Below are 23,307 nucleotides of genomic sequence, written 5' to 3' on the forward strand. Positions count from 1 at the left end.
ATCAGAACAACAGAATACTGTGAACGATAAGGAGATTACTATGGAAAATATCAGTAAAGTCACTCATATCGAGAGCGTTCGTCTCAGTGACGACGGCACATGTGTAGTAATCATTGACCAGACTCAGCTCCCGAACCGTACGGAATATCTTGAATTATCTTCGGCGGAAGATATTTGGGACGCTATCTATACACTTAAAGTGCGCGGAGCTCCGGCAATCGGCATTTGCGCTGCATACGGTATCTACTGTCTTGCGCTGCAGATCAGAGAGACAGACTACGACAGATTTCTCTGTGAATTCAGGAAGAAGAAGGCGTATCTGGATTCTTCCAGACCTACGGCTGTGAATCTGAGCTGGGCGCTGAATCGTATGGAGAGAGCTGTGCTTGCAGACAGAAGTAAGGACGTAGGTGAGATATTGGAACTGCTCAAAGCAGAAAGCCTGAAGATACATCGGGAAGACATTGATATGTGCAAAGCAATTTCTGAGTATGGACTTTCGCTGATAAAAGACGGTGACGGCATCCTGACTCACTGCAATGCAGGTCCGCTGGCCACATCCCGTTACGGCACCGGGCAGGGACCTCTCTTTCTGGGGAAAGAGCGCGGGATGAATTTCCGGGTCTATGCAGATGAGACAAGACCGCTTCTTCGGGGGGCGCGGCTGACTTCATATGAACTACAGAAAGCAGGGATCGACGTTACGCTGATCTGTGACAATATGGCGAGTATCGTGATGAAAAACGGATGGGTACAGGCATGTATGGTGGGATGCGACCGTGTGGCCGCCAACGGAGATACTGCAAATAAAATCGGGACGAGCGGCGTTGCCATACTGGCAAAGTATTACGGAATCCCGTTCTATGTGCTTGGACCGACTTCCACGATCGATATGAACTGTAAAAGTGGAGAAGATATTCATATCGAGTTGAGAGAGCCGGAAGAGATCAAAGAAAAATTTTATCAGGAGCCTGTGGCTCTAAAGGATGTAAAATGTTATAATCCTTCATTCGATGTGACAGATCACAGTCTGATCACAGCCATCGTGACTGAAAAAGGAGTATGTTATCCGCCGTACACTGAGAGTCTTGCGAAGCTGTTCTGAGCGCCAGACAAGTAACAGTTCAGCACGCGCCATTCGTAAAACCGCACTTCGTGCTTATTGCGGCTGTCGCCGCTGTTTTACGCATTGACGGGCGCTCGGCTCATCAGGAATAGAGCGGGCCGATTCTTATGAAAGCATAAATCGAACCCGCTCATGCCTGATGGCTGAACTGTTACCCAGAATATGAAAAAGATTTTATTTTTTGCTTGCTGAATTCCTGCAATTGGTTTATACTACCAGAGGTGTAAAACAGGAGGTCAGAGAAATGGTCGAGAAGAAGATTAAATTTATAACATCAGGTCAGTTGATGAGCTTTTGCGACACATGCCAGAAAATGAAATCAGATATCGATGTAACAGATATGTCTAACAGGAATTTCCGGATTGACGGGAAATCAATCCTCGGGCTGATGTCGATCAAACTGGGATTGCCTATGCGGCTGGTCGTAGATGGAGAGGATGAAGAACTGGCTCATGAGTATTTTATGAAATATGAATTTGAATGATGGCGGGGACAAAAGGCAAGCGTTTCACACTTCATAGTTGACATCATTTGAATAAGTAAAAGGAGCATTCACAGCTTAGAATGGTGTGAATGCTCCTTCTTTGTATGTTCTGAGGAGGAAGAATGCGGCAATGGCAGCGCACAGCTCCCCTGCAGGAAAAGCGATCCAGACTCCGACAGGACCAAGAAAGCGTGACAGTACAAAGCTCAACGGCAGAGTTACGGCAAATTGTCTGAGCAGTGATATGATGAGAGAATTGCGCCCGTTTCCCAGTGCTTCAAATGTCCCGGCATAGATTACCCCGATGGAGGAAACAAGGAATCCCAGACTGATGATGCGAAGAGCTGTCACACCGGCTGACATCAGTTCTGCATCTGCGTCGAATAAAGCGAAAATCTGTGCGGGAAAGATAAGCGATAGCAGCGTTCCCAGTAGCATGATGACTACAGCGCAGACAAGACTGTAGCGGATTGCGCTGCGGACTCTTTTGGGTTCTCCGGCTCCATAATTGTACCCTACTATCGGACGCATCCCCTGTACGATTCCGTTTGCCGGCATGTAGATAAATGTCTGGAGCTTAAAATAAACACCGAGCACGGCCACATACAGGCTGGAAAAAGCGGTGAGGATCCTGTTCAGCAGGCTGATCAGGACAGAAGGCAGAAGCATCATGATACTGGAAGGGATGCCCACACTGTAAATCTGCTTAATGATCTTCCAATCCGGCTTCATATATTTGATACGGATGCGGACGGCGTACGGTTTCCTCAGGTATACCACGATGTATAGCAGAAAAGCGCAGATCTGTCCAATGACTGTGGCGATAGCGGCTCCGGTCACGCCAAGCGCCGGGAATCCGAGCAGACCGAAAATAAGGACCGGATCAAGGATAATATTGATCACGCATCCGGCAATGAGAAGATACATTGTGACCTTCATCCTGCCTATGCTCTGAAATATCTTCTCAAAAGCAATCTGCAGGAGTGAGCCGAAAGACAGGCACAGTACAATATAAGTATAATTGCAGGCATCTTTTAAAATGACCGGATTTTCCGTGAACAGACGGAGAAACGGGCGGGTGGTAAAGATACCTGCCAGAACGAAAAGGATGCAGTGAAAGACTGTAAGAACAATGCCGAGTGATGCTGCCCGGTCAGCCTTTTCCTGATCTCCTGATCCGAGATGGATGGAGATGGCGGAGGATATACCTACGCCAATCCCGACTCCGACAGAGACGATTGCATTCTGCAGGGGATAGGCAAGCGAGACGGCAGTCAGTGCATCGGTACCCAGCCTGGATACATAGATACTGTCTACTATATTATAGAGGGACTGGATCAGCATGGACAGCATCATCGGGACGGACATGGAGACGAGCAGAGAAAACACCGGTTTCGTCCGCATAAATGAATTTACTTTTTCCATAATGATTAAGCTACTCCTTTCAAAACAATAAAAAAAGTCATATGCCTGTTTGAATTCTGAAACAGGAAAACCATATGACTTGATAAAATATATTCTCTTTTACGCACTGCTCATGATAGCACAGGTCCTGTCGGCAAGTCAACGAAAATCTGGTATGTATCGCATTACTTACAGTATCCCGAGATGCTCGAGCAGGATCTTGATGCCCAGAAGGATCAGTATGGCTCCCCCGGCAAACTCAGCCTTTGACTTATACTTTGTGCCGAATACATTACCGATCTTTACCCCGATGGCAGAGATGATGAATGTAGTGACTCCGATAAATGAAACAGCTGCAACGATATGTACGTCGAGGAATGCGAAAGTGATGCCGACCGCAAGGGCATCGATGCTGGTTGCTACGGCGAGGAGGAACATGGTTTTGATATCCAGTGAGTCGTCCTCTTTCTCGCAGTCGCCTGAACAGGCTTCCTTGATCATATTAGCACCAATGAGTCCCAGGAGGATGAAAGCAACCCAGTGATCAATTGCGGTAATCTTATCACGAAACTGATAACCAAGTATATAGCCGATTGCGGGCATCAGCGCCTGGAATCCTCCGAACCATAATCCTACGATACCGGATTTTTTTATAGAAATCCTGGGCATGGCCAGCCCTTTACAGATGGAGACGGCAAAAGCGTCCATCGATAAACCTACAGCGAGTATAAATAATTCTAATAATCCCATTTTTTTCTCCTTAGCAGTTAGATTAGAGCGTCTGCAGAGCACTCCGGTTATCAGTTGCATAAAAAAAGCAGGCACATGCTGTACCTGTCATAAAAACATGTACAGCAAATACACTGTACATGAGTCTCATTATTTAAGATAAGCCAGGTCTCAAAAAGACCAGTATGTTGACTTACCGCGCAGTAATACGCCAATTACTCCCTCACGAACTGATAATATATTATCATCAGGACACGGTCTTTGCAAGAGAAAATTTACGTTCACAGGATTGACATATTTTTTTGATAAACTTACACTGTTTATAAAATCGAGGGAGCAGAAAATGCGGAACAATCCGCATGAGGATAAGGAGAAAAAATAATGGAAAATATGAATATAAAAATCCTGGTTGTAGATGATGAGAGCAGAATGAGGAAGCTGGTAAAAGATTTTCTTGCCCGCGAAGGGTATACAGTGCTTGAAGCAGGCGATGGGATGGAAGCAATGGATATTTTTTATGAAGATAAAGATATTGCCCTTGTTATCCTTGACGTGATGATGCCGAAGATGGATGGGTGGCAGACGTGCAGGGAAATCAGGGAGTCTTCGAAAGTGCCAATCATCATGCTGACAGCCAGAGCAGAAGAGCGGGATGAACTGCAGGGATTTGAACTGGGGGTGGATGAGTACATTTCTAAACCATTCAGCCCGAAGATCCTGGTTGCCAGAGTGAATGCAATCCTTCGCAGAACGCTCGGCAATGCCGGCGGTGATGTGATCGAAGCAGGAGGAATCGTGGTCGATAAAGCGGCGCATATCGTAAAGATTGACGGGAAGCCCGTGGAATTGAGTTATAAAGAGTTCGAGCTGCTTTCGTATTTTATGGAGAACCAGGGGATTGCACTCTCAAGGGAGAAGATTCTTAACAATGTATGGAATTATGATTATTTTGGTGATGCCAGAACGATCGACACCCACGTTAAGAAGCTGAGAAGCAAACTGGGAGATAAAGGGGAATATATCCGGACAATCTGGGGCATGGGTTACAAATTTGAGACCGACTGATACACCGTAACAGTGCCGGTATCGCCGGATCATTACATATGATACGATTGAGGTGACTTATATGAAACATTCGATCAGACGTCAGATGACGGCGATCTTTATCGGTTTGTTTGTCTGTATACTTGGAGCAGTGCTTATTATCAACAACGGATTTCTCGGCACATATTATCTGTCGCATAAGGCGAAAGATCTGGTGCGCACTTACCATGAAGTGGATCAGACGCTGCAGGAAGGCAGCCTGACTGACTTGTCAGTAATGAAAGAAATATTGGTGCGTACGGAGCGTGGAAATATAGATATTGTCGTTGCGAACAGCAGGGGAAAAGCAGTATTCTCTACTATGCCCGAGAATGATCCGCGCATGAGTCAGATGATCGGGGAGGTCCTCGGACAGAACATCGATCCGGATACGGTAATTGAGCAGAGCGATAATTTTACGATCTATCGCACAGCGGCAGAAAGCGGTGTGAGCGATGTGGAATATCTGAAGATGTGGGGAATATTTTCTGACGGATCCTGGTTTGTGATGCAGAGCCCGCTGGCAAGCATCAGGGAGAGCGCGGCACTGGCAAATCAGTTCCTGATCTATCTGGGCACTGTGGGTATCGTTATCGGCGGCCTGCTTGTGTGGCTTCTGTCGAGAAGGATCACACAACCGATTATGGAACTGGCGCGTCTGTCCCAGGAGATGGCAAATCTGAATTTCGATGCAAAGTATACGAGTGAAGAGAGTGATGAAATCGGAATCCTGGGAAGTAATTTCAACAGGATGTCCGAACAGCTCGAGAAGACTATTTCCGAGCTTAAACGGGCGAATAATCAGCTCCAGAAAGATATCGAGCAGAAAGAGAAGATGGAAGAGATGCGAAATGAATTCCTTGGCAATGTATCCCATGAACTTAAGACACCGATCGCATTGATCCAGGGGTATGCAGAAGGGCTGAAAGAAGGGGTGAATGATGATCCTGAAAGCCGGGAATTCTACTGCGAGGTTATTATGGATGAAGCTGACAAGATGAACAGGATGGTGAAGAATCTGCTGACTCTGAATCAGCTTGAGTTCGGTTCAGATGAAGTACAATTTGAGCGTTTTGATATTGTGGGACTGGTGCGCGGGGTTATCGCAAGCTGCGATATCCTGATCCAGCAGGCGGAAGCAACAGTGGACTTTGTGGCGGATGAGAAGCTGGATGTATGGGCGGATGAGTTCAAGACCGAGCAGGTGGTGCGCAATTATCTGACGAATGCGATCCATCATGTGGAAAATGAAAAGCGGATAGAGGTGCGGATACGTCAGATCGGGGATACAGCTCATATCAGTGTATTTAACAGCGGGAAACCGATACCGGACGAGGATGTACCAAAGCTGTGGGATAAGTTCTATAAAGTGGATAAAGCGCATACAAGAGAATATGGAGGAAATGGAATCGGTCTTTCAATCGTAAAGGCTATTATGGAGTCGTTCCACCAGAAATACGGAGTACGTAATTTCGATAACGGCGTAGAGTTCTGGTTCGAGCTGGATGCAAAAACAGAAAATACTTCTTTACATTAAAGTGAAAGTGCGATAAAATATTAACGTTACAGAGTGGTTTAAGGCATACGGCATGCCGGCTGTCAGCAGTGGGCATGGGTATGCCTTATATCATTTTAGGTAACAGTTCAGCCATATGACAATCATGACTGAACTGTAACTATTTTAAAGAATGAGGAGGAATTTGCAGTGTATGACAAGATTTACAGTGCCGTACAGTCAGTAGACGACTTTGTGTGGGGGTGGTGGATGATCATTCTTCTTTTGGGAACCCACGTTTTTCTGACGTTGAGGACCGGATTCATACAGAGAAAGACAATTATGAAGGGAATCCCTCTCTCTGTATCAAAAGAGGAGGGAGCTGACGGCGAAGTCAGCCAGTTTGGTGCTCTGGCAACAGCGCTGGCATCTACGATCGGAACAGGCAATATTATCGGTGTGGGGACTGCAATCGCATTAGGCGGACCGGGAGCGGTACTCTGGTGCTGGCTGACCGGCGTGTTTGGCATTGCAACGAAATATGCAGAGTCTCTCATCGCGGTTAAATATCGAGTGAAGACTCCTGACGGACGTATGCAGGGTGGAGCTATGTATGCACTGGAACGAGGCCTTAATCTGAAATGGCTGGGGATGATCTTCTCGGTATTTGCCGGATGTGCATCTTTCGGTATCGGATGTGCGACTCAGGTTAATGCTATCGCAGAAGTCTGTAATACTAATCTGGGGATTGATCCATGGATTGTTGGTGTAGTGATTGCGGTGCTGACGGCATTTGTTATTTTCGGCGGAATAAAGAGTATAGCAAGCGTATGCGAGAAACTGGTTCCTTTCATGGCGCTTTTTTATGTGATCGGATGTATCATTATACTGGGAATCAATCATGAGTATATCATTCCTACGGTCACCACGATCTGCCGGCTTGCATTTGCAGATCAGGGGGCGGTAATCGGTGGCCTTGTGGGCGGCGGTCTCCGCTATGCAATCCAGTACGGAGTTGCAAGAGGACTCTTCTCTAATGAATCCGGTATGGGCTCCGCGCCGATCGCGGCGGCTGCGGCAAGGACGAAAAATCCGGTGCGTCAGGCGCTCGTTTCTTCAACGGGAACTTTCTGGGACACAGTTGTTGTCTGCCTGATGACGGGACTTGTGCTTGTATCGACTATGCTGAAAAATCCGGATCTGCTTTCAACAGTTGATAACGGAGGTCAGCTTACGACAATGGCATTTTCACAGATTCCGTATTTCGGACCGTTTATCCTTGTTGTCGGTATCATTACATTTGCATATTCCACGATTCTCGGATGGGCATATTACGGGGAGCGGTGTGTGGAATATTTTGCCGGAAAGTTCGGGCTTATCCCGTACAGGGTACTTTATATAGCTGTCGCACTGATTGCGCCTGTCCTGGCACTGGATCTTGTATGGCTGATCGCGGATATCCTTAACGCGCTTATGGCAATCCCGAACCTCATAGCAGTCCTTCTGCTCTCGCCCGTTATTGTCAAAGAGACGAAAAAATATGTAAACAATCTGGACGCAGTGGATGATACGCCGATCCCGGTGGTCGAGACCGGTATCGGAAACAGTAAAAAATAAGCTGTTAAATTCTCGTATACAGAAGCGGAGGAAAAAGGATGATAGCGATTATTGACTATGATGCAGGTAATATAAAGAGTGTGGAAAAAGCCCTTCTCCTTCTCGGGCAGGAAGTAAAAGTGACCGGAGATAAAGAGACGATCCTGTCAGCTGATAAGGTGATCCTGCCTGGTGTAGGCGCTTTTGGAGATGCGATGGCTACAATACGTGAAAGAGGGCTGGAGAGCGTGATCTGTCAGGTTGTAGACAAGGGGACACCGTTTCTCGGGATTTGTCTTGGACTTCAGCTTCTCTTTGAGCGCAGCGACGAGGCCCCAGGTGTGAAAGGTCTTGGGATTCTGAAAGGAGAGATCCTGAAAATTCCGGAAAAGGAAGGAATGAAAATTCCGCATATGGGATGGAATTCACTTCACCTGGAGAATGATGGCAGGCTGTTCCGCGGAGTGGCGGAAGGTGCCTATGTTTATTTTGTTCATTCCTATTATCTTAAGGCGGCTGACGCGCGGATTGTGAAAGCATCTACGGATTACTGCACACATATCCATGCTTCCGTGGAGAAAGACAATGTGTTTGCATGCCAGTTCCATCCAGAGAAGAGCAGTGATGTGGGGTTTCAGATACTGAAGAACTTTGTGGAATTATAGGAGAAAAACGATATGTTTACAAAGAGAATCATTCCCTGCCTTGATGTAAACGGGGGAAGAGTAGTAAAAGGAGTCAATTTTGTTGATCTTAAAGATGCAGGTGATCCGGTGGAGATTGCTAAAGCATATGATAAGGCGGGAGCAGACGAACTTGTATTTCTCGATATAACGGCATCGTCCGACAACAGGGGAACTGTCATAGATATGGTGAGGAAAGTGGCAGAATGTGTGTTTATCCCGTTTACTGTAGGCGGCGGTATCCGTACGGTAGATGACTTTCGGGCGATTCTCCGGGAAGGTGCGGACAAAATTTCGATTAATTCTTCTGCGATCAATACGCCGGAGCTGGTCAGCGATGCAGCTGATAAGTTCGGAAGCCAGTGTGTTGTTGTGGCGATTGATGCCAAGAAAAGAGCGGACGGTTCAGGATGGAATATTTACAAGAACGGTGGACGCATTGATGTAGGTATTGACGCGGTAGAGTGGGCGATGAAAGTGGAGAAGCTCGGGGCAGGGGAGATACTGCTGACCAGCATGGACTGCGACGGCACGAAAGCCGGTTATGATCTGGAGCTGACACGCACGATCGCTGAAAGTGTATCCATTCCGGTCATAGCCTCCGGCGGGGCAGGAACGTTAGAACATTTTAAAGAAGCACTGTCAGTCGGAAAAGCAGACGCAGCGCTGGCTGCTTCTCTGTTCCACTATAAAGAGCTGGAGATCCGGCAGGTGAAAGAATACCTTCAGGGTGAGGGCGTGCCGGTGAGGCTGTAAATATAACAGCTCATCCATTGCAATGCATCCGGTATGATGATAAAATTATCTGGAATATTCAGAAAGAAAAGAGGAACAGGAGCATGGCAGGCCTGAACGGAGACTGGTACGAAGCACTGAAGGGGGAATTCTCAAAGCCCTACTACAAAAAACTATTTGAGACAGTAAACATGGAATACAGGACGCATCTGATCTTCCCTCCGGCGGAGGACATTTTCAATGCGTTCCATCTGACGCCACTGAAAGATGTTAAGGTCGTGATCCTCGGACAAGATCCGTATCACAATAACGGGCAGGCGCACGGCCTGTGCTTTTCTGTGAAGAAGGGCGTGGACATTCCCCCGTCTCTTGTGAATATATATCAGGAGCTCCACGATGATCTGGGATGCGCGATTCCGAATCATGGCTGCCTGACGAAATGGGCAGAGCAGGGAGTGCTCATGCTGAACACGGTGCTCACGGTTCGTGCACATCAGGCTAATTCTCACCGGGGAATTGGCTGGGAGGAGTTTACAGATGCGGCGATCATGGCGCTGAACGGTCAGGACAGACCGATTGTATTTATCCTGTGGGGCAGCCCGGCTCAGAGGAAGAAAGTGATGCTCAACAACCCGAAGCATCTGATCCTGACGGCGCCTCATCCAAGTCCGCTGTCTGCTTTCCGCGGATTCTTTGGCAGCAGGCCGTTCAGCAAGACAAATGCATTTCTGGAGAGTCACGGGATTGCCCCCATCGACTGGCAGATAGACTGAGAAAAGTCTTGCAATTTCAATAAAAGCGCGCTATAATTCATAACGTGTTGATGCAGATGTAGTTCATCGGTAGAATACCAGCTTCCCAAGCTGGGGAGGCGGGTTCGATTCCCGTCATCTGCTGTAAATAAGCCGTGATTGTTAAGAATATAGCGATTACGGCTCTTTTTGATTGGAGGAGATATAAGTATGATAGAAAGAGCGAAGATAGAGAATGGAATTCTTGGGCTTGATTTGAGTAAAATCATTATTTTTGGAGATTCATTTACTGAAGGATATTCTCCGGACGGAAATGTTATTTCATGGGGGAACCGCCTGATTCCATATCTGGAGTGTGAGAAATCCCATGTATATGGGGAAGGAGGAGTTGGGTTTACCCATATGTCTTCATCCAGTAGAAGAACAGCGATTCAGGCATGGAACAATCATAAAGGTGAGATTAGCTGGCTGGATGAAGCAACAACTGTTTTTGTCATGTTGGGATGGAATGACAATGATCAGGATTACGGAGATTCATTTATGGATGCGGTAGAAACATTTTTTAATCAGGTTTTGTCTGATTGTCCGAATGCATCCGTTGTTTATCTGTTTAATCCCGGATTGGTGCCGCCGAAGAAACAGATAATAAGAAAAATTTATGATGCCGTTATGATTTATGCAAAGCAGAAGGTTGTTTTTTGGGATTCCTGGAGCTGGATGGTATTCAATGAGAGTTGTTTTTCAAGTGATAATGTTCATCCGAATAGCAGTGGCCAGACAACAATTGCAAGAAATGTATACCGAAAATTGCTTGGAGGAGATATCGAAACAAGCGCAGTATGTAATATATCAGATGTAAATGGGTTTACATTTAACCTTGAGAGAAACGGAAAAATGGTAAATATCTATGCTTCAGGGACAGTAAATGCAATACGTGCAAATGCGATAGGACATTTTCCGGGCTATTTTACTCCATGGAAAAAATCAGCGGGACCAGTTTTGAGATGGAGTTTTCCGGTTATGCTGGGAACCGGCAAAATCGGGCTGCTGGATATGGGAGGGTCTAATGGGAATAGTGTGTATATTCTCCAGACAGATGATTATATTAGCGATAGTTTTCAGATCACAAGCTCTGTGGATTTATTGGAATTTCTGGGGTAATACTGAAGAGGGGAATTTTAGATAATACTCTTATTCAATTTAAAAGTGTTTTTTAAAGAGAGGACGAGCAAAGAATATTAGGAAATTCATTTGCGTGTGATGTCTTATTTTACAGAGAAGGAGTTTTTTTATTATGATTGCGTTACTGTCGGTATTTCTACCTCCTTTTATATTGATCTGTGTACGTAACAGGATTTTTGATACACAGCTGTCTGATAGAAAAAGGATTATGCATTATCTGATAGCTGTGATAGGACTCAATTGGGTTATGATGATGATTCTTTATTTTGGATTTGATAGTACAGGATCATTGTCGGATAATCTAAATAATCATAATGGCTTTGCCTGCAAATATATCAGCCTGGCAGTTCTTATCGCTTTAGCAGAACCGCTGACAGAATGTTATATACGCCGACATATGACATTGAAAGTTGCAAGACCATCGGGTACAACTTTTAAATTCTGTTATTGGAAATTATGTGCGTGGGTTTATTCGGCTGTATTGTTTGCGCTGAACTTTATTCGTATCTTTGATAACTGTTTTTGGGGAGATGAAGGCTTTACCATAGACCTTGCTCAAAAAAGTATACCGGGGATTATTTCGGGAACGGCTGCAGATGTGCATCCGCCGCTTTACTATCTTCTAGTCAAAATTGCTTATGAGATTTTCGGAAAACAGGGGTGGGTTTTCCATTTGGTATCGCTGATTCCGTGTGTTGTCATTATTATTTTTTCCATGACAACTATATGGAAAAAATTTGGCGGAAGTGCTTCGGTAATTTTGATTACCCTTGCATGCCTTTCTGCTAATGCGGTGCGAAATAATGTTGAAGTCAGGATGTATTCCTGGGGAGCGCTTTTTGTCCTTTTGAGTTTTTATTCTTTATACGGTATCTTGGAGAAAAACCGTGTGAAGGATTATCTTCTGTTTGGTTTGTTTTCACTTGCGGCGGCATATACTCATTATTATTGTCTGATATCAGTGGCTTTCTTTTATCTGGTGCTGCTTGTTCGTGCTCTGGTCAGCAGGAAGGAGAATTTAAAAAAGACGCTGATTACATGTGTTCTGACAGTCATTGGATATCTGCCGTGGTTTTTTATTATGTTACGCACCCTGACGGAGAAAACGGAGAGCTATTGGATTGAAGAAATACCGACTTTTCAGGAAAGTATACAGGAGCTGTTTTCCGGACAGTTTCCTCTATGGCTATGGTGCCTGATAGCGGTCGCTTTTATTTTTGCACTGCTTTATGAGACTAGAATTATAAAGATCGAGAAAACAAACAAGGAACAATACGGAATACGTGTCGATATATCTGCTTTTCATATCACAGACAGGGTAGTATTTTTAATAGCTGGAATCATAAGTGTTATTGGTACTATTGGATTCGGTATTACTATTTCAGAGCTTATCAGACCGTTTTACCTGGTGAGATATATTTATCCTGTGTCAGTTGTAGCATGGGTGGTATTATGTGTGGTCATATCCAGATTGAAAGGCAGAAAAATATATTCTGTTCTTCTCATTTTGGTGATGTGTATATTATTTATTCCGTCTTACAAAAAGGTTTATCTGCATGATAAAAGCGCTGATAAAATGCTTACTGAAACAATGGAACTGACATCGGATATTAAAACAGATGATGTAATTCTTACCGACCAGGTTCATATCGATTGGTCGCTTGCGGCATATTATTATCCGGGAGTAGAAACGGAGCTGGTCAATTTGTCTGATGTTCCGAAGTTGGATACGGGAAGAATCTATTGGCTGATATTAAATAATATAAAGAAAGCCGAAGATACGCTTGGTCAGATCGAGAGCCAGGGGTTTGAATGTGAAACAATCGCGGAAAAAGGTAAAGTTGGTACTTTTACAGTTAATATTTATAAACTGACATATGAGCAGTGAGTTGGTGAAAAGATGAAGAAAATATCCCTTATTATTCCCTGCTACAATGAAGAAGAGTCAATTCCTTTATTCTACAGGGAGACAACAAATGTTTTGAAAAAATTGGAAGAATATTCTTATGAAATGGTCTTTGTAAATGATGGGTCAACTGATAATACTTTGGATGTACTGACGGGACTGGCGGAAATGGATGACCATGTGAAATATCTTCATTTTTCCAGAAATTTTGGCAAAGAAGCAGCAATGTATGCCGGATTCTGCAATGTTTCCGGCGATTATGTCGCTGTTATGGATGCGGATCTGCAGGATCCGCCATCCCTTCTTCCACAGATGTTGAATATATTGGAAACAAAGGAATATGATAGCGTGGCGACCAGAAGAGTCAGCAGAGATGGCGAACCGCCCATACGCAGCTTTTTTGCCAGAAAATTCTATCAGATCATTAACAGAATTTCAGATGCAGATATCGTAGATGGTGCAAGAGACTTCCGGTTGATGAAAAGGGAGATGGTAAATGTTATCGTTGCGATGAAAGAGGCAAATCGTTTTTCTAAAGGGATTTTTGGCTGGATCGGTTTTAAAACATATTGGCTTCCCTATAAAAACGTAGAGCGGGTTGCCGGCGAGACGAAGTGGAGTTTCTGGAAACTGTTTCGCTATGCTGTCGACGGGATTATTAATTTTTCACAGACGCCTCTGTCTATTGCATCCTGGGGAGGGATTCTTCTGACATTTTGCTCTTTTATTATCCTGATTCTGATTATTATAAGAAAGTTGATGTTTGGTGATGCAGTTGATGGATGGGCGTCTCTGGTCTGTATTATTATTTTTATCGGAGGAATCCAACTTTTTTGTCTTGGTATTATAGGTCAATATATTGCCAAAATTTATCTGGAAACAAAGCGGCGTCCTCATTATATTATTGCAAAAACCAATATCGATGATGCGAAAAGGGCAGAGTAAAAATGAAAAAAGGAATTCGAAATTTGGCAGAGAAGAACAAAGAAATTCTGTTATATTTATTCTGGGGAATTATGACAACGCTTGTCAGTTGGGCGACATACGGCTTTTTTGTGAAAGTCCTGCCTCCCGGAAGTAATGCTATCCCGATGTCAAATGCTTTTTCGTGGATATGTGCAGTTCTCTTTGCATTTGTGACGAATAAGCTGTGGGTCTTTCGAAGCAGGAACTTATCATTTCATGTTGTATTTGCGGAATTCTGGAAATTTACAGCTTCACGGCTTGCTACAGGGGCACTGGAAATGATTGGAGTTCCACTGCTTGTGTCATTCGGACTGGATCAGAAGATTTTCGGTATTGATGGAATGTTTGCAAAAGTAATTATTAGTATAGTTGTGGTTATATTAAATTATATATTCAGTAAATTTATTGCTTTTAAAAGATAGTTTTTGATGAAGAAGAAATGCCTAAAATAATGGAATATCTGATAGAAAATCTTGATATGTCCAATATTGCAATTTTGCTTATGTTTGTTACCGGGGTGAGAATTGGAGAAGTTGTTACGCTAAAGCATACAGATTTTGATGGATTTACATTTAAAATCCGACGCACCGAGACACGATATAGAAAAGGCGATAAGTATGTGTGCGAAGTGAAAGAATTTCCGAAGTCACAGGCAGGAGTTAGAACAGTTATAATTCCAAATGAGTATGAGTGGCTTGTGAAGAAAATTAGAATGCTTAATCCATTTTCTGATTATATTTTTGTTAAGAATGGTGAGCGGATACATACACATTCTATCAGAATGCGGTTGCGAAGAGTGTGCGACAAAGTTGGAATTTACAGAAAGTCTCCACACAAAATAAGAAAAACTTACGGGTCTATTCTACTTGACAACAATATTGATCAAAGAATAGTTATAGGTCAGATGGGGCATACCAATATTCTTTGTACGGAAAACCATTACCACAGAAATCGAAGAAGTATTGAAACGAAAAGTGCAATCCTTAGCTCTATTCCAGAGTTTAAGGCTGACTTGATTACCAAGTAATCAAAGGTAATCAAATAAAAATCGAAAAAACCTTGATTTTTAAAGGAAAACAGGACTTGTAAGGTCTATTCGATTCCCGTCATCTGCTTAGAAAAAGCCGGAAACGTTGAAAGTGCAGCGTTTTCGGCTTTTTGCGCGATACGCCCGGAGGGCGACCGCCGTGCTTGCACGAGCGGGCATCCGACGGGCAACGGTCATCGAGCGGCAATGCCGTGAGATGAGCGAGGTATCGCGGTGATCTGGTAGGGGAAGAAAGCTTTCCCTATCCGATTACATCCATATTATGTAAATGAACAGGCGCAGAATAAAGTTACTCCTCGATCACCTGTATCTCCAGATAATCAAAATCTATCGAGTCCACAAAGTTATCCTGATAAAATCTTGCCTTTGCATGACGTTTAAACTCAGCGATCGTGGAATCCAGCCAGATTGGCTTGCTCAGGTCAAATTCGTAGCAGATCTGATCAAGTGCGTTGAAGATCTTATGCGTGCGTGTATCGTCTGTCTCGTCGCAGATGACGGTGTCTTTCAGCATTCGGTTGTCTTTGAATTCTTTTCCCCATAAACGGAACATAATATACCGCTCCTTTCATAAATGCTATTCTAGCATAAGAAAGTCGAAAAGTCATTCAGAAAAAATCGCAGGTGTACAGTTGTGTGCGCCTGCGGTTTTTGATATATTAATAAAAGGGCAAAATAACAGGGGGATGAACTCGTATGACTGTAGAGATGGTGCTGGAAAAAGTAAAAGAGCTCTGTATAAAACATCAGGCAGCAGAGGTTATTCTGTTCGGATCAAGGGCAAAGGGGACTGCGCTTGAGAGAAGTGATATAGATATCGCAGTATCCGGCGCAGATGATATTGATGCTCTCGAGGAAGAAATTGAAGAAATTCCCACTTTATTGACTGTTGATCTTTTGGATATGGATACATGCAGGAATGAACTGATACTGGAGGACATCAGAAAATATGGACGTAAAATTTGAAAAACGATGGAAATCATTTAAAAATTCGCTGGATTCACTGGCGGAAGCAAGGCAAAGGGATCTGTCGGATTCGTTTGTCTTAAGCGGGACAAGTGCAAAGTTCAGCATTACTTTTGACCTGTCGTGGAAAGTCATGAAAGATATACTGATCCAGCATTTTGCTATTACGAACTTTGTATCCGGATCGCCAAGGGAGGTGCTTCGGGCTGCATATAAAGCGGAACTGATCAACGACGATATCTGGATGGAAATGCTTAAGATCAGAAATCAGCTCGCTCATGACTATGACGGTGTTATCGTGAAGGAGTATTGTCAGAGGATTATCCATGAGTATATTGACCGGCTGTATGAATTCAGGAGTCATGCAGCGGCGGTCCTGACGCGGGAGCAGGCGGCTTTAGAACAGGATTGAGGAATTTAACGGGGAGAGCAGATGCTTCTGCCCTGCGGAAAGGGGACACATATGAAGAAACTTCTTGACAGGATATTTATAGACGGGCTCACCGGCATGGCGCAGGGACTGTTTGCCACGCTGATCATTGGAACAATCATCCAGCAGATCGGCACGTACTGCGGAGGAAATATCGGGGATCTGATCTTTACTTTGGGAAAGGTGGCGGCAGGTCTGACAGGTGCGGGTATAGGAGCCGGCGTGGCAAGAAAACTGGATGCAGGGCACCTGGTCATCGTATCGGCCGCGGTAGTCGGTATGATCGGAGCATTTGCGGGTGATGTTATGTCCGGAGATATTGTGAATGACGGCAGTCTCGTACTTTCAGGACCGGGAGAACCTCTGGGGGCATTTGTTGCAGCTTATATTGCCATTGAGATCGGCATACTGATCTCCGGTAAGACGAAGCTGGATATCATCCTGACGCCGCTTGTCTGTATTGGTGTGGGTTCTGCGGTCGGGCTTCTTGTCGGGCCGCCGATCTCAGGATTTATGTCCTGGCTCGGATCGCTGATCAACTGGGGGACAGAGCAGCAGCCTTTTGTTATGGGAATCGTGGTATCTGTGCTGATGGGAATGATACTGACTCTTCCGATCAGTTCAGCGGCTCTTGGTGTGATCCTGAATCTGTCCGGTCTGGCAGCGGGCGCGGCGACAGTCGGATGCTGCTGTAATATGATCGGATTTGCAGTGGCAAGCTTCCGGGAAAATAAATTCGGCGGACTGCTTTCCCAGGGAATAGGAACATCGATGCTGCAGGTGCCGAATATCGTGCGCCATCCGCAGATATGGATCCCTCCAATTCTGTCCAGCGCCATACTCGGACCGGTATCGACGATGGTATTTCATATGACCAATAACGCTACGGGATCGGGAATGGGAACTGCCGGGCTAGTAGGGCCTCTGATGACATGGCAGGTGATGACGCAGACAGAACCGGAGATGATCGTACTTGTCAAGATCATAGTGATCCAGTTTGTTCTTCCGGCGGTGATCACACTGCTTATTTCAGAGTTTATGAGGAAGAAGAAGTGGATACATCCGGGAGATATGAAGCTAAACTGAATCATAAAAAGATAATAAAAAAAGAGTGAACTCGATTAACAGTGACCACAAAATATGGTATACTTATAAACAGTAAAATAACCAATGGGGGATATCCGCGATGAGAGGTGAACAACAGGTCGAGGCTGCACTGAAGAGCTACGAGGATGTCGACAGTTGGAAGACGGTGATATTTCTTTACAATGCAGCTTTGAAGGAAGTAGGCACAAAGCTGGAGATTTTAAACGACGAGTTTCAGCATGTACACAAGTATAACCCGATCGAGCATATCAAAACCAGGATCAAGACCCCGGAGAGTATCGTTAAGAAATTAAAACGCTATGGTTATGAGACGTCCATTGAAAATATGGTACGCTATATCAATGACATAGCAGGGGTGAGATTGATCTGTTCTTTTACGTCAGATATTTACCGCCTTGCCGAGATGATCGGAAATCAGAGCGATCTCAAGGTGCTTTCGATCAAAGATTACATAAAGAATCCGAAAGAGAGCGGTTACAAGAGTTACCATATGCTTGTATCGGTTCCGATTTTTCTGTCGGACAGTGTGGTAGACACCAAAGTAGAGATACAGATTCGTACAATTGCGATGGATTTCTGGGCAAGTCTGGAACATAAGATATATTATAAGTTCGAGGGTAATGCTCCGGAGTATATCAGCAGAGACCTTCGCGAGTGCGCGAAGATGGTTTCGGAGCTGGATGAAAAGATGCTCTCTTTAAATGAGGCGATTCAGGAATGTATCCTTCAGGAGGAAACGAGGGATAATATGGACGATGTGCTGGAACATGTGATAGGAACAAGAAAAAGCCAGCCTAAGCTCAGAGCAAAGGCTTGAGGTGTCTAAAAGAAAAAGACGGGATACAGAAGTGAAAAACTGTATCCCGTCTTTTTGCGCGATATGCCCGGAGGACGACCGCCGTGCTTGCCCGGGAAATTGGCGGCCGTTTATTTCTGTTCGCTGTCAGAAGCAACTTCAGTGATGGATTTTACAAGTCCTGCAATTCCCTGTATCTCGGAGGGGATAATGATCTTAGTTGCTTTTCCGTCTGCGGCTTTTTCAAAAGCTTCGAGACTTCTGAGCGTCAGGACTGCATCATCGGCGCCGGCCTCCTTAAGGAATCTCAGACCATCGGCAGTAGCCTGTTGAACTTTCATGATAGCTTCTGCTTCACCTTCTGCCTCGCGGATCATTTTCTCTTTCTCGGCCTCGGCCCTGAGGATTGCTGCCTGCTTTGCAGCTTCAGCTTCAAGAATTACGGACTCTTTGTGTCCTTCCGCTACGAGAACAGTTGATTTCTTCTCACCTTCTGCACGGAGGATGGCTTCACGCCTCTCACGCTCGGCCTTCATCTGTTTCTCCATTGCGTCACGGATTGCAGTCGGCGGGATAATATTTTTAAGTTCTACGCGGTTCACCTTGATCCCCCATGGATCTGTTGCCAGGTCAAGTTCGGCCCGCATTTTAGTGTTGATCGTCTCGCGGGATGTCAGCGTCTGGTCCAGTTCCAGGTCACCAATGATATTTCTGAGCGTGGTTGCCGTCAGATTCTCGATAGCAACAATCGGATTTGCCACCCCGTAACAGAACATCTTCGGATCTGTGATCTGATAAAAGATGACGGTGTCAATCTGCATGGTAACATTATCTTTTGTGATTACGGGCTGCGGCGGGAAATCCACAACCTGTTCTTTAAGATCGATCCGTCTTGCAACGCGGTCGATGATAGGTACCTTAAAGTGAAGGCCCGTATTCCATGTCGTAAGATAAGCACCGAGACGTTCAACCACGACGGCCTGTGCCTGATGTACGATCTTGACACATGAGATCAGGATAAGTACTATGATGATCAGGATGATCAGGAAAAGAATAGTTCCTATGCTTATAAATGAATTCATAATGTTTCCTCCTCATATTTTTCTACGATTAATTTTACCCCTGAAATAGCAACAATCTTTGCCAGATCACCTGTTTCCAGTATTTCACTGTCTTTGTGCGAACGCACAGTCCATTCCTGTCCATCGACAACGCTTTTTCCGGACTGATTTAAATTGTCTACTTTTTCAGTAATCCGTATGATTTCTCCGATCTTGCTTTCGTAGTTGGTCCTGATGCGATTACGGTTTAGATGCTTTGCGGCCCAGGGACGAGTGAAAATCAGCAGAATGACGGACACAGCCAGGAAAACGATGACCTGGATAATGAGATTGGCACCCAGTGTGTTTGCAGCGGCGGCAGCCAGTGAACCTATGGCAAACCAGATTGTTGTCAGTCCTACCGTGAATATTTCGATAAGGATCAGTATAATGAACAGTCCGATCCAGATCAGATTTATGAAGGACGGGGAAAGTGCCAGAATATCTGTTTCTATTTCCATAATGTCTCCTTTCTATATAATATTTGCGAGTATTTATTCCGATGTGTATTGAGTATAGTCCACATCATAGTAACCTTTGCCAGGCATAAGTGTGACGCTCCCATATTCAACAGTTATCTCAGTTCCGTCTGTAATGACAATATTCTTTGCTGAGATATCTGTGTATTCATCCGTTACGGGTGCGTAATCCGAACTATCTATCCATAAATATTCGGAGGAACCGTTCGGATATGTCAGGGTGACACTGGAATAACCATATTCGTCTGTTAGCGTGTCAAGAGCGGTGATATCATATATACCCTGCGGGATTTGCGGTGTCATATCGCTTCCGGCAGTATAGTTCCCTGCCTCAAGGCTGACTGGTTCTTTTAGCGGGTTTTCTTGTATTTCCTGTACCGGCGGCTGTGCATTTTCTGTAACAAACCGAAGTATGACCCCACTGTCTACGAGCAGATCAGCACCGTTATAGAGCCGGATGTCCTCTTCTTCAGTGACCTGGTCATATTCTGTATCGGTACCGAACGTAACATAGTGGTAGATCCCGTTCTCTTCATCTTTGATCTGGATAGAACCGGTCCCCTCTGATAATTCGGCGCGATAGATGCCCTCAGGAACATGTACGCCGATGCGGTATATACCGTTTCCAAGTACAGTCTCATAGGTTTCTCCGGTCTCCGGGATCTCTCTGGTCACATATTCGTAAGGATCATAGTCTGAGTAGTCATATGTATCATATTCATCAGACCAGACATAACCCTCGTCAGACCAGATATGATCGTCATCTCCATTCTGCAGGGACAAGATAAATGATAATACAATCAGTGAAACGGTGATCACAATAGTCAAAAGGACTATCCGTGACGAATACTTGCTTTTCTTGTCCTGCGGCTGCATATTCTGCACCTGTATACGTCGGGGCGGCTGGATGCTGCCGGGCTGCCGGGGCATGTGCTGCGCCTGCTTTTTTTGAGAGGCACTTTTGGTGCCGGAAGATGAAGCGGAAGATGGGTTGGGTTTGGGTGTCTGCACACGGTGTGCCGGTTCCATTGTGCTTTGTCTGACCGGTCTGCGCTGTTCATAGATGGAGTTATCCAGACCGCACAGGGTACACCGGTTATTTTCGAGACGGCCTCCGCATAAACTACATTTCTTTTTAAACATGATCCACCCCCTCTTGTTTCTGTGAAACGTTAATGCTAATGATCATGAATTTTAATTTATTCTATCACAAGAGAAGTATGTTTTGTGTAAAATAATAAATAATGGCGAAAAATGTAAAAAATCCTTAAGATTTTACCATGCTTTATAAAATATGTTGATGCACACGAACATTTTCGCTATACTGTATATTTGAAGGAAAAGTTTATGAAAGTCAAAGGTGCAAAGTGATGACAGATGAGGCGAGGAAAAAGGGGATTGAGATCGGCGCAGGTCTTCTGATCTATCTCATCGCATGGTCGATCGTGTCGTACTGGACAGTTTCGTCTATGGGAGAGACGGTACTGTTTTTGGCAGCATATGCAGTTTTGTCGCTGACTACGTATTTGGACCAGATCAGGAAGATTAAGAAGAAGCAGTTTTTGGATGAAAATCTGCTCATGATCCTGGCAACGGCAGGTGCTTTTGCTGTAGGCAGACATAAAGAGGCTGTTGCTGCGATGCTGTTTTACCAGGTGTCGAAGCTTGTAGAAGAATTGTCTCTGGGCAGGACAAAGAAATCAATAGCGGAGTTTATTGATATACGGCCTGAATATGCCAATCTGAAAGTGGGGAATAAAGAGAAAGTAGTGCCTCCCCAGCAGCTGGAATTAAAACAGATCATTGTTCTCAGACCGGGTGAGAAGATCCCGGTAGATTCGGTTGTGATTTCGGGGACGGGAGCTGTCGATATGAAAGCCCTGACAGGAGAGTCAGAGCCCCGGGCTGTAAAAATCGGCGACCGTCTGTACAGCGGGTGCATCAATCTTAACGGAGTGCTTGAGGCGAGAGTTACCCGGCTGTACAATGATTCAGCTGCGGCCAGAATAATGAGACTGGTCGAAAACGCTAACGACAAGAAATCGGAGAGCGTACGCTTTGCAGACAAATTTACAAAGTATTATACACCGATAGTGATTCTGATAGCTTTGCTTACAATGATACTGCCGCCAATGATATTTGACGAATCGAAAGCAGAGTGGATTTACCGCGGACTGGTCATACTGGTAGCAGCATGTCCGTGCGGTCTGATGGTATCGATACCGCTGGCGTTTCTGGGGGGAATAGGAGCTGCTTCAAAACAGGGAATATTGATAAAGAGTGGCGCCTTTCTGGAAGACCTTACGGAAGCAGATACATTTGTCTTCGACAAAACAGGCACACTGACGGAGGGCGTCTTTTATGTGCGGGATGTTGTCCCCTGGAAAATGGATAAAGAACAGCTGCTGGAAATAGCTGCTCTTGCTGAGTCTTATTCAAATCATCCTATCGCACTGTCACTGAGAGAAGCTTATGGAAAAGACGTGGACAAGACAAGAGTGTCAGATATAGAAGAACAGCCGGGATACGGTGTCCGGGCTACAGTGGACGGAAAAGAGGTCTATGTAGGTAATACACGGCTTATGAACCGGCAGGGAATCTTCTATCAGCTGGCTGCAGAAGCGGGAACGGTTGTCTATATAGCAGTCAATGGCCAATATGGCGGATACATACTTATCTCCGACGTTATACGGAAAGATGCGGGGAAACTGATCCGATGGATGCATAAAAAGGATCTGGCGACTGTAATGCTTACGGGGGATAATGAGCATGCAGCCGAGGCAGTGGCGTCAAAACTTCACATCGAGAGTGTATATTCGGAACTGATGCCGGAGGATAAGGTGTCTCTGCTGGAGGAATTCTGTGAAAATCAGATGGAGGGAGAAAAGCTGGTGTTCGTGGGAGACGGCATCAACGACGCTCCGGTATTGACGCTGGCGGACATTGGAATTGCGATGGGCGGTCTGGGAGCAGATGCGGCACTTGAAGCGGCCGATATTATTCTGATGGAGGACGAGCCCTCGGGAATTATCAAAGCAATCCGGATTGCAAAGGCAACACTGAGGTCTGTGAAGCAGAATATGATATTTGCTGTCGGTATGAAAATAATACTGATCATTCTGGCTTTTTTTGGTTTTGTGACGATGCAGAATGCCATTATAGCCGATATGGCAGTCATGCTGATCAATATATTAAATTCATTCTGGATGATGCATTATCCGGAACGGGGAGTGTGAATAA

At 45.0% G+C, this 23,307-nt stretch carries 24 protein-coding genes and 1 tRNA gene; 19 read left to right on the plus strand and 6 right to left on the minus strand.

Going from position 1 to position 23,307, the window contains the following annotated elements; translation table 11 throughout:
- Positions 1 to 40: 40 nt before the first annotated feature.
- Positions 41 to 1,105, plus strand: coding sequence for an S-methyl-5-thioribose-1-phosphate isomerase (gene mtnA / locus FNY66_RS08625; RefSeq protein ID WP_150310852.1), 1,065 nt, complete (start codon positions 41 to 43; stop codon positions 1,103 to 1,105).
- Positions 1,106 to 1,370: 265 nt separating this feature from the next.
- A complete protein-coding gene (locus FNY66_RS08630) occupies positions 1,371 to 1,610 on the plus strand; it encodes an HPr family phosphocarrier protein (protein WP_087150047.1) in 240 nt (79 codons plus the stop codon).
- A 75-nt stretch (positions 1,611 to 1,685) separates the two neighbouring features.
- Here FNY66_RS08630 and FNY66_RS08635 read toward each other — a convergent pair whose 3' ends face one another.
- Together FNY66_RS08635 and FNY66_RS08640 are read right to left on the minus strand one after the other, a co-directional pair.
- Entirely contained in the window at positions 1,686 to 3,035 is a 1,350-nt protein-coding gene (locus FNY66_RS08635; RefSeq protein WP_150310853.1) for an MATE family efflux transporter, read from the minus strand.
- A 168-nt stretch (positions 3,036 to 3,203) separates the two neighbouring features.
- Complete coding sequence (locus FNY66_RS08640) at positions 3,204 to 3,764, minus strand: manganese efflux pump MntP (RefSeq protein ID WP_150310854.1); 561 nt, start codon at positions 3,762 to 3,764, stop codon at positions 3,204 to 3,206.
- Between the two features lie 360 nt (positions 3,765 to 4,124).
- Here FNY66_RS08640 and FNY66_RS08645 point away from each other — a divergent pair, with 360 nt between their 5' ends.
- The 12 genes from FNY66_RS08645 to FNY66_RS08700 all read left to right on the plus strand — a co-directional run bounded on the left by FNY66_RS08645 (position 4,125) and on the right by FNY66_RS08700 (position 15,168).
- A complete protein-coding gene (locus tag FNY66_RS08645; protein ID WP_087150138.1) occupies positions 4,125 to 4,808 on the plus strand; it encodes a response regulator transcription factor in 684 nt (227 codons plus the stop codon).
- A 61-nt stretch (positions 4,809 to 4,869) separates the two neighbouring features.
- Positions 4,870 to 6,363 carry a sensor histidine kinase gene (locus tag FNY66_RS08650; protein ID WP_087150050.1) on the plus strand — a complete coding sequence of 498 codons (1,494 nt, stop codon included), beginning with the start codon at positions 4,870 to 4,872 and terminating at the stop codon, positions 6,361 to 6,363.
- 228 nt (positions 6,364 to 6,591) lie between these two features.
- On the plus strand, positions 6,592 to 7,938 hold the full coding sequence (locus FNY66_RS08655) for an alanine/glycine:cation symporter family protein (RefSeq protein WP_456299297.1): 1,347 nt from the start codon (positions 6,592 to 6,594) through the stop codon (positions 7,936 to 7,938).
- A 38-nt stretch (positions 7,939 to 7,976) separates the two neighbouring features.
- Complete coding sequence (gene hisH / locus FNY66_RS08660; protein WP_150310856.1) at positions 7,977 to 8,582, plus strand: imidazole glycerol phosphate synthase subunit HisH; 606 nt, start codon at positions 7,977 to 7,979, stop codon at positions 8,580 to 8,582.
- A 12-nt stretch (positions 8,583 to 8,594) separates the two neighbouring features.
- On the plus strand, positions 8,595 to 9,356 hold the full coding sequence (gene hisF / locus FNY66_RS08665; protein ID WP_150310857.1) for an imidazole glycerol phosphate synthase subunit HisF: 762 nt from the start codon (positions 8,595 to 8,597) through the stop codon (positions 9,354 to 9,356).
- 83 nt (positions 9,357 to 9,439) lie between these two features.
- Positions 9,440 to 10,108: a uracil-DNA glycosylase gene (gene ung / locus FNY66_RS08670; RefSeq protein ID WP_087150054.1), complete on the plus strand. Its 669-nt coding sequence runs from the start codon at positions 9,440 to 9,442 to the stop codon at positions 10,106 to 10,108.
- A 52-nt stretch (positions 10,109 to 10,160) separates the two neighbouring features.
- Positions 10,161 to 10,231 (plus strand) — tRNA-Gly (locus tag FNY66_RS08675).
- Positions 10,232 to 10,276: 45 nt separating this feature from the next.
- The gene (locus FNY66_RS08680) at positions 10,277 to 11,248 is read left to right on the plus strand and encodes an SGNH/GDSL hydrolase family protein (RefSeq protein WP_150310858.1); all 972 of its coding nucleotides are present in this window, start codon (positions 10,277 to 10,279) and stop codon (positions 11,246 to 11,248) included.
- Positions 11,249 to 11,381: 133 nt separating this feature from the next.
- The gene (locus FNY66_RS08685) at positions 11,382 to 13,157 is read left to right on the plus strand and encodes a glycosyltransferase family 39 protein (protein ID WP_150310859.1); all 1,776 of its coding nucleotides are present in this window, start codon (positions 11,382 to 11,384) and stop codon (positions 13,155 to 13,157) included.
- A 12-nt stretch (positions 13,158 to 13,169) separates the two neighbouring features.
- Positions 13,170 to 14,120 (plus strand): glycosyltransferase family 2 protein, encoded by a 951-nt coding sequence (locus tag FNY66_RS08690; protein WP_087150057.1) that lies wholly within the window; start codon positions 13,170 to 13,172, stop codon positions 14,118 to 14,120.
- Between the two features lie 2 nt (positions 14,121 to 14,122).
- The gene (locus tag FNY66_RS08695) at positions 14,123 to 14,563 is read left to right on the plus strand and encodes a GtrA family protein (RefSeq protein WP_087150058.1); all 441 of its coding nucleotides are present in this window, start codon (positions 14,123 to 14,125) and stop codon (positions 14,561 to 14,563) included.
- Positions 14,560 to 15,168 (plus strand): site-specific integrase, encoded by a 609-nt coding sequence (locus FNY66_RS08700; protein ID WP_267872929.1) that lies wholly within the window; start codon positions 14,560 to 14,562, stop codon positions 15,166 to 15,168. The genes FNY66_RS08695 and FNY66_RS08700 overlap by 4 nt, the downstream gene beginning before the upstream one ends.
- Before the next feature lie 310 nt (positions 15,169 to 15,478).
- On the opposite strand, the gene FNY66_RS08705 is transcribed toward FNY66_RS08700, so the two are convergent.
- On the minus strand, positions 15,479 to 15,742 hold the full coding sequence (locus tag FNY66_RS08705) for a hypothetical protein (RefSeq protein ID WP_087150060.1): 264 nt from the start codon (positions 15,740 to 15,742) through the stop codon (positions 15,479 to 15,481).
- 143 nt (positions 15,743 to 15,885) lie between these two features.
- Here FNY66_RS08705 and FNY66_RS08710 point away from each other — a divergent pair, with 143 nt between their 5' ends.
- From FNY66_RS08710 to FNY66_RS08725, 4 genes are all read left to right on the plus strand, one after another.
- Positions 15,886 to 16,155 (plus strand): nucleotidyltransferase family protein, encoded by a 270-nt coding sequence (locus tag FNY66_RS08710; protein ID WP_087150061.1) that lies wholly within the window; start codon positions 15,886 to 15,888, stop codon positions 16,153 to 16,155.
- A complete protein-coding gene (locus FNY66_RS08715; protein WP_150310860.1) occupies positions 16,139 to 16,567 on the plus strand; it encodes an HI0074 family nucleotidyltransferase substrate-binding subunit in 429 nt (142 codons plus the stop codon). Before FNY66_RS08710 ends, FNY66_RS08715 begins: the two co-directional genes overlap by 17 nt.
- 51 nt (positions 16,568 to 16,618) lie before the next feature.
- Positions 16,619 to 17,671, plus strand: coding sequence for a PTS transporter subunit IIC (locus FNY66_RS08720; RefSeq protein WP_087150139.1), 1,053 nt, complete (start codon positions 16,619 to 16,621; stop codon positions 17,669 to 17,671).
- A 100-nt stretch (positions 17,672 to 17,771) separates the two neighbouring features.
- Entirely contained in the window at positions 17,772 to 18,509 is a 738-nt protein-coding gene (locus FNY66_RS08725) for a GTP pyrophosphokinase (RefSeq protein ID WP_087150063.1), read from the plus strand.
- Positions 18,510 to 18,619: 110 nt separating this feature from the next.
- Here the strand turns inward: FNY66_RS08725 and FNY66_RS08730 are convergent, their stop codons facing one another.
- The 3 genes from FNY66_RS08730 to FNY66_RS08740 are packed head-to-tail and all read right to left on the minus strand — an operon-like array spanning position 18,620 to position 21,210.
- Positions 18,620 to 19,570, minus strand: coding sequence for an SPFH domain-containing protein (locus tag FNY66_RS08730; RefSeq protein ID WP_087150064.1), 951 nt, complete (start codon positions 19,568 to 19,570; stop codon positions 18,620 to 18,622).
- Positions 19,567 to 20,049, minus strand: a complete 483-nt coding sequence (locus FNY66_RS08735) for an NfeD family protein (protein ID WP_164488309.1) — start codon at positions 20,047 to 20,049, stop codon at positions 19,567 to 19,569. The genes FNY66_RS08730 and FNY66_RS08735 overlap by 4 nt, the downstream gene beginning before the upstream one ends.
- Before the next feature lie 33 nt (positions 20,050 to 20,082).
- Entirely contained in the window at positions 20,083 to 21,210 is a 1,128-nt protein-coding gene (locus FNY66_RS08740; protein WP_150310861.1) for a hypothetical protein, read from the minus strand.
- A gap of 227 nt (positions 21,211 to 21,437) precedes the next feature.
- Here FNY66_RS08740 and FNY66_RS08745 point away from each other — a divergent pair, with 227 nt between their 5' ends.
- A complete protein-coding gene (locus FNY66_RS08745) occupies positions 21,438 to 23,303 on the plus strand; it encodes a heavy metal translocating P-type ATPase (RefSeq protein WP_087150066.1) in 1,866 nt (621 codons plus the stop codon).
- Positions 23,304 to 23,307 lie beyond the last annotated feature (4 nt).

This window comes from Mediterraneibacter catenae, from assembly GCF_008691045.1.
Taxonomy (GTDB): domain Bacteria; phylum Bacillota; class Clostridia; order Lachnospirales; family Lachnospiraceae; genus Mediterraneibacter; species Mediterraneibacter ornithocaccae.

What these genes read in the sequence shown, in the direction of transcription:
- FNY66_RS08640 (WP_150310854.1), bottom strand. Translation starts at nt 3,764, where the DNA reads ATGGGATTATTAGAATTATTTATACTCGCTGTAGGTTTATCGATGGAC.
- FNY66_RS08710 (WP_087150061.1), top strand. Translation starts at nt 15,886, where the DNA reads ATGACTGTAGAGATGGTGCTGGAAAAAGTAAAAGAGCTCTGTATAAAA.
- FNY66_RS08655 (WP_456299297.1), top strand. Translation starts at nt 6,592, where the DNA reads ATGATCATTCTTCTTTTGGGAACCCACGTTTTTCTGACGTTGAGGACC.
- mtnA (WP_150310852.1), top strand. Translation starts at nt 41, where the DNA reads ATGGAAAATATCAGTAAAGTCACTCATATCGAGAGCGTTCGTCTCAGT.
- FNY66_RS08685 (WP_150310859.1), top strand. Translation starts at nt 11,382, where the DNA reads ATGATTGCGTTACTGTCGGTATTTCTACCTCCTTTTATATTGATCTGT.
- hisF (WP_150310857.1), top strand. Translation starts at nt 8,595, where the DNA reads ATGTTTACAAAGAGAATCATTCCCTGCCTTGATGTAAACGGGGGAAGA.
- FNY66_RS08695 (WP_087150058.1), top strand. Translation starts at nt 14,123, where the DNA reads ATGAAAAAAGGAATTCGAAATTTGGCAGAGAAGAACAAAGAAATTCTG.
- FNY66_RS08745 (WP_087150066.1), top strand. Translation starts at nt 21,438, where the DNA reads ATGACAGATGAGGCGAGGAAAAAGGGGATTGAGATCGGCGCAGGTCTT.
- hisH (WP_150310856.1), top strand. Translation starts at nt 7,977, where the DNA reads ATGATAGCGATTATTGACTATGATGCAGGTAATATAAAGAGTGTGGAA.
- FNY66_RS08690 (WP_087150057.1), top strand. Translation starts at nt 13,170, where the DNA reads ATGAAGAAAATATCCCTTATTATTCCCTGCTACAATGAAGAAGAGTCA.
- FNY66_RS08730 (WP_087150064.1), bottom strand. Translation starts at nt 19,570, where the DNA reads ATGAATTCATTTATAAGCATAGGAACTATTCTTTTCCTGATCATCCTG.
- FNY66_RS08720 (WP_087150139.1), top strand. Translation starts at nt 16,619, where the DNA reads ATGAAGAAACTTCTTGACAGGATATTTATAGACGGGCTCACCGGCATG.
- FNY66_RS08635 (WP_150310853.1), bottom strand. Translation starts at nt 3,035, where the DNA reads ATGGAAAAAGTAAATTCATTTATGCGGACGAAACCGGTGTTTTCTCTG.
- FNY66_RS08630 (WP_087150047.1), top strand. Translation starts at nt 1,371, where the DNA reads ATGGTCGAGAAGAAGATTAAATTTATAACATCAGGTCAGTTGATGAGC.
- FNY66_RS08650 (WP_087150050.1), top strand. Translation starts at nt 4,870, where the DNA reads ATGAAACATTCGATCAGACGTCAGATGACGGCGATCTTTATCGGTTTG.
- FNY66_RS08645 (WP_087150138.1), top strand. Translation starts at nt 4,125, where the DNA reads ATGGAAAATATGAATATAAAAATCCTGGTTGTAGATGATGAGAGCAGA.
- FNY66_RS08715 (WP_150310860.1), top strand. Translation starts at nt 16,139, where the DNA reads ATGGACGTAAAATTTGAAAAACGATGGAAATCATTTAAAAATTCGCTG.
- FNY66_RS08735 (WP_164488309.1), bottom strand. Translation starts at nt 20,049, where the DNA reads ATGGAAATAGAAACAGATATTCTGGCACTTTCCCCGTCCTTCATAAAT.
- ung (WP_087150054.1), top strand. Translation starts at nt 9,440, where the DNA reads ATGGCAGGCCTGAACGGAGACTGGTACGAAGCACTGAAGGGGGAATTC.
- FNY66_RS08740 (WP_150310861.1), bottom strand. Translation starts at nt 21,210, where the DNA reads ATGTTTAAAAAGAAATGTAGTTTATGCGGAGGCCGTCTCGAAAATAAC.
- FNY66_RS08725 (WP_087150063.1), top strand. Translation starts at nt 17,772, where the DNA reads ATGAGAGGTGAACAACAGGTCGAGGCTGCACTGAAGAGCTACGAGGAT.
- FNY66_RS08705 (WP_087150060.1), bottom strand. Translation starts at nt 15,742, where the DNA reads ATGTTCCGTTTATGGGGAAAAGAATTCAAAGACAACCGAATGCTGAAA.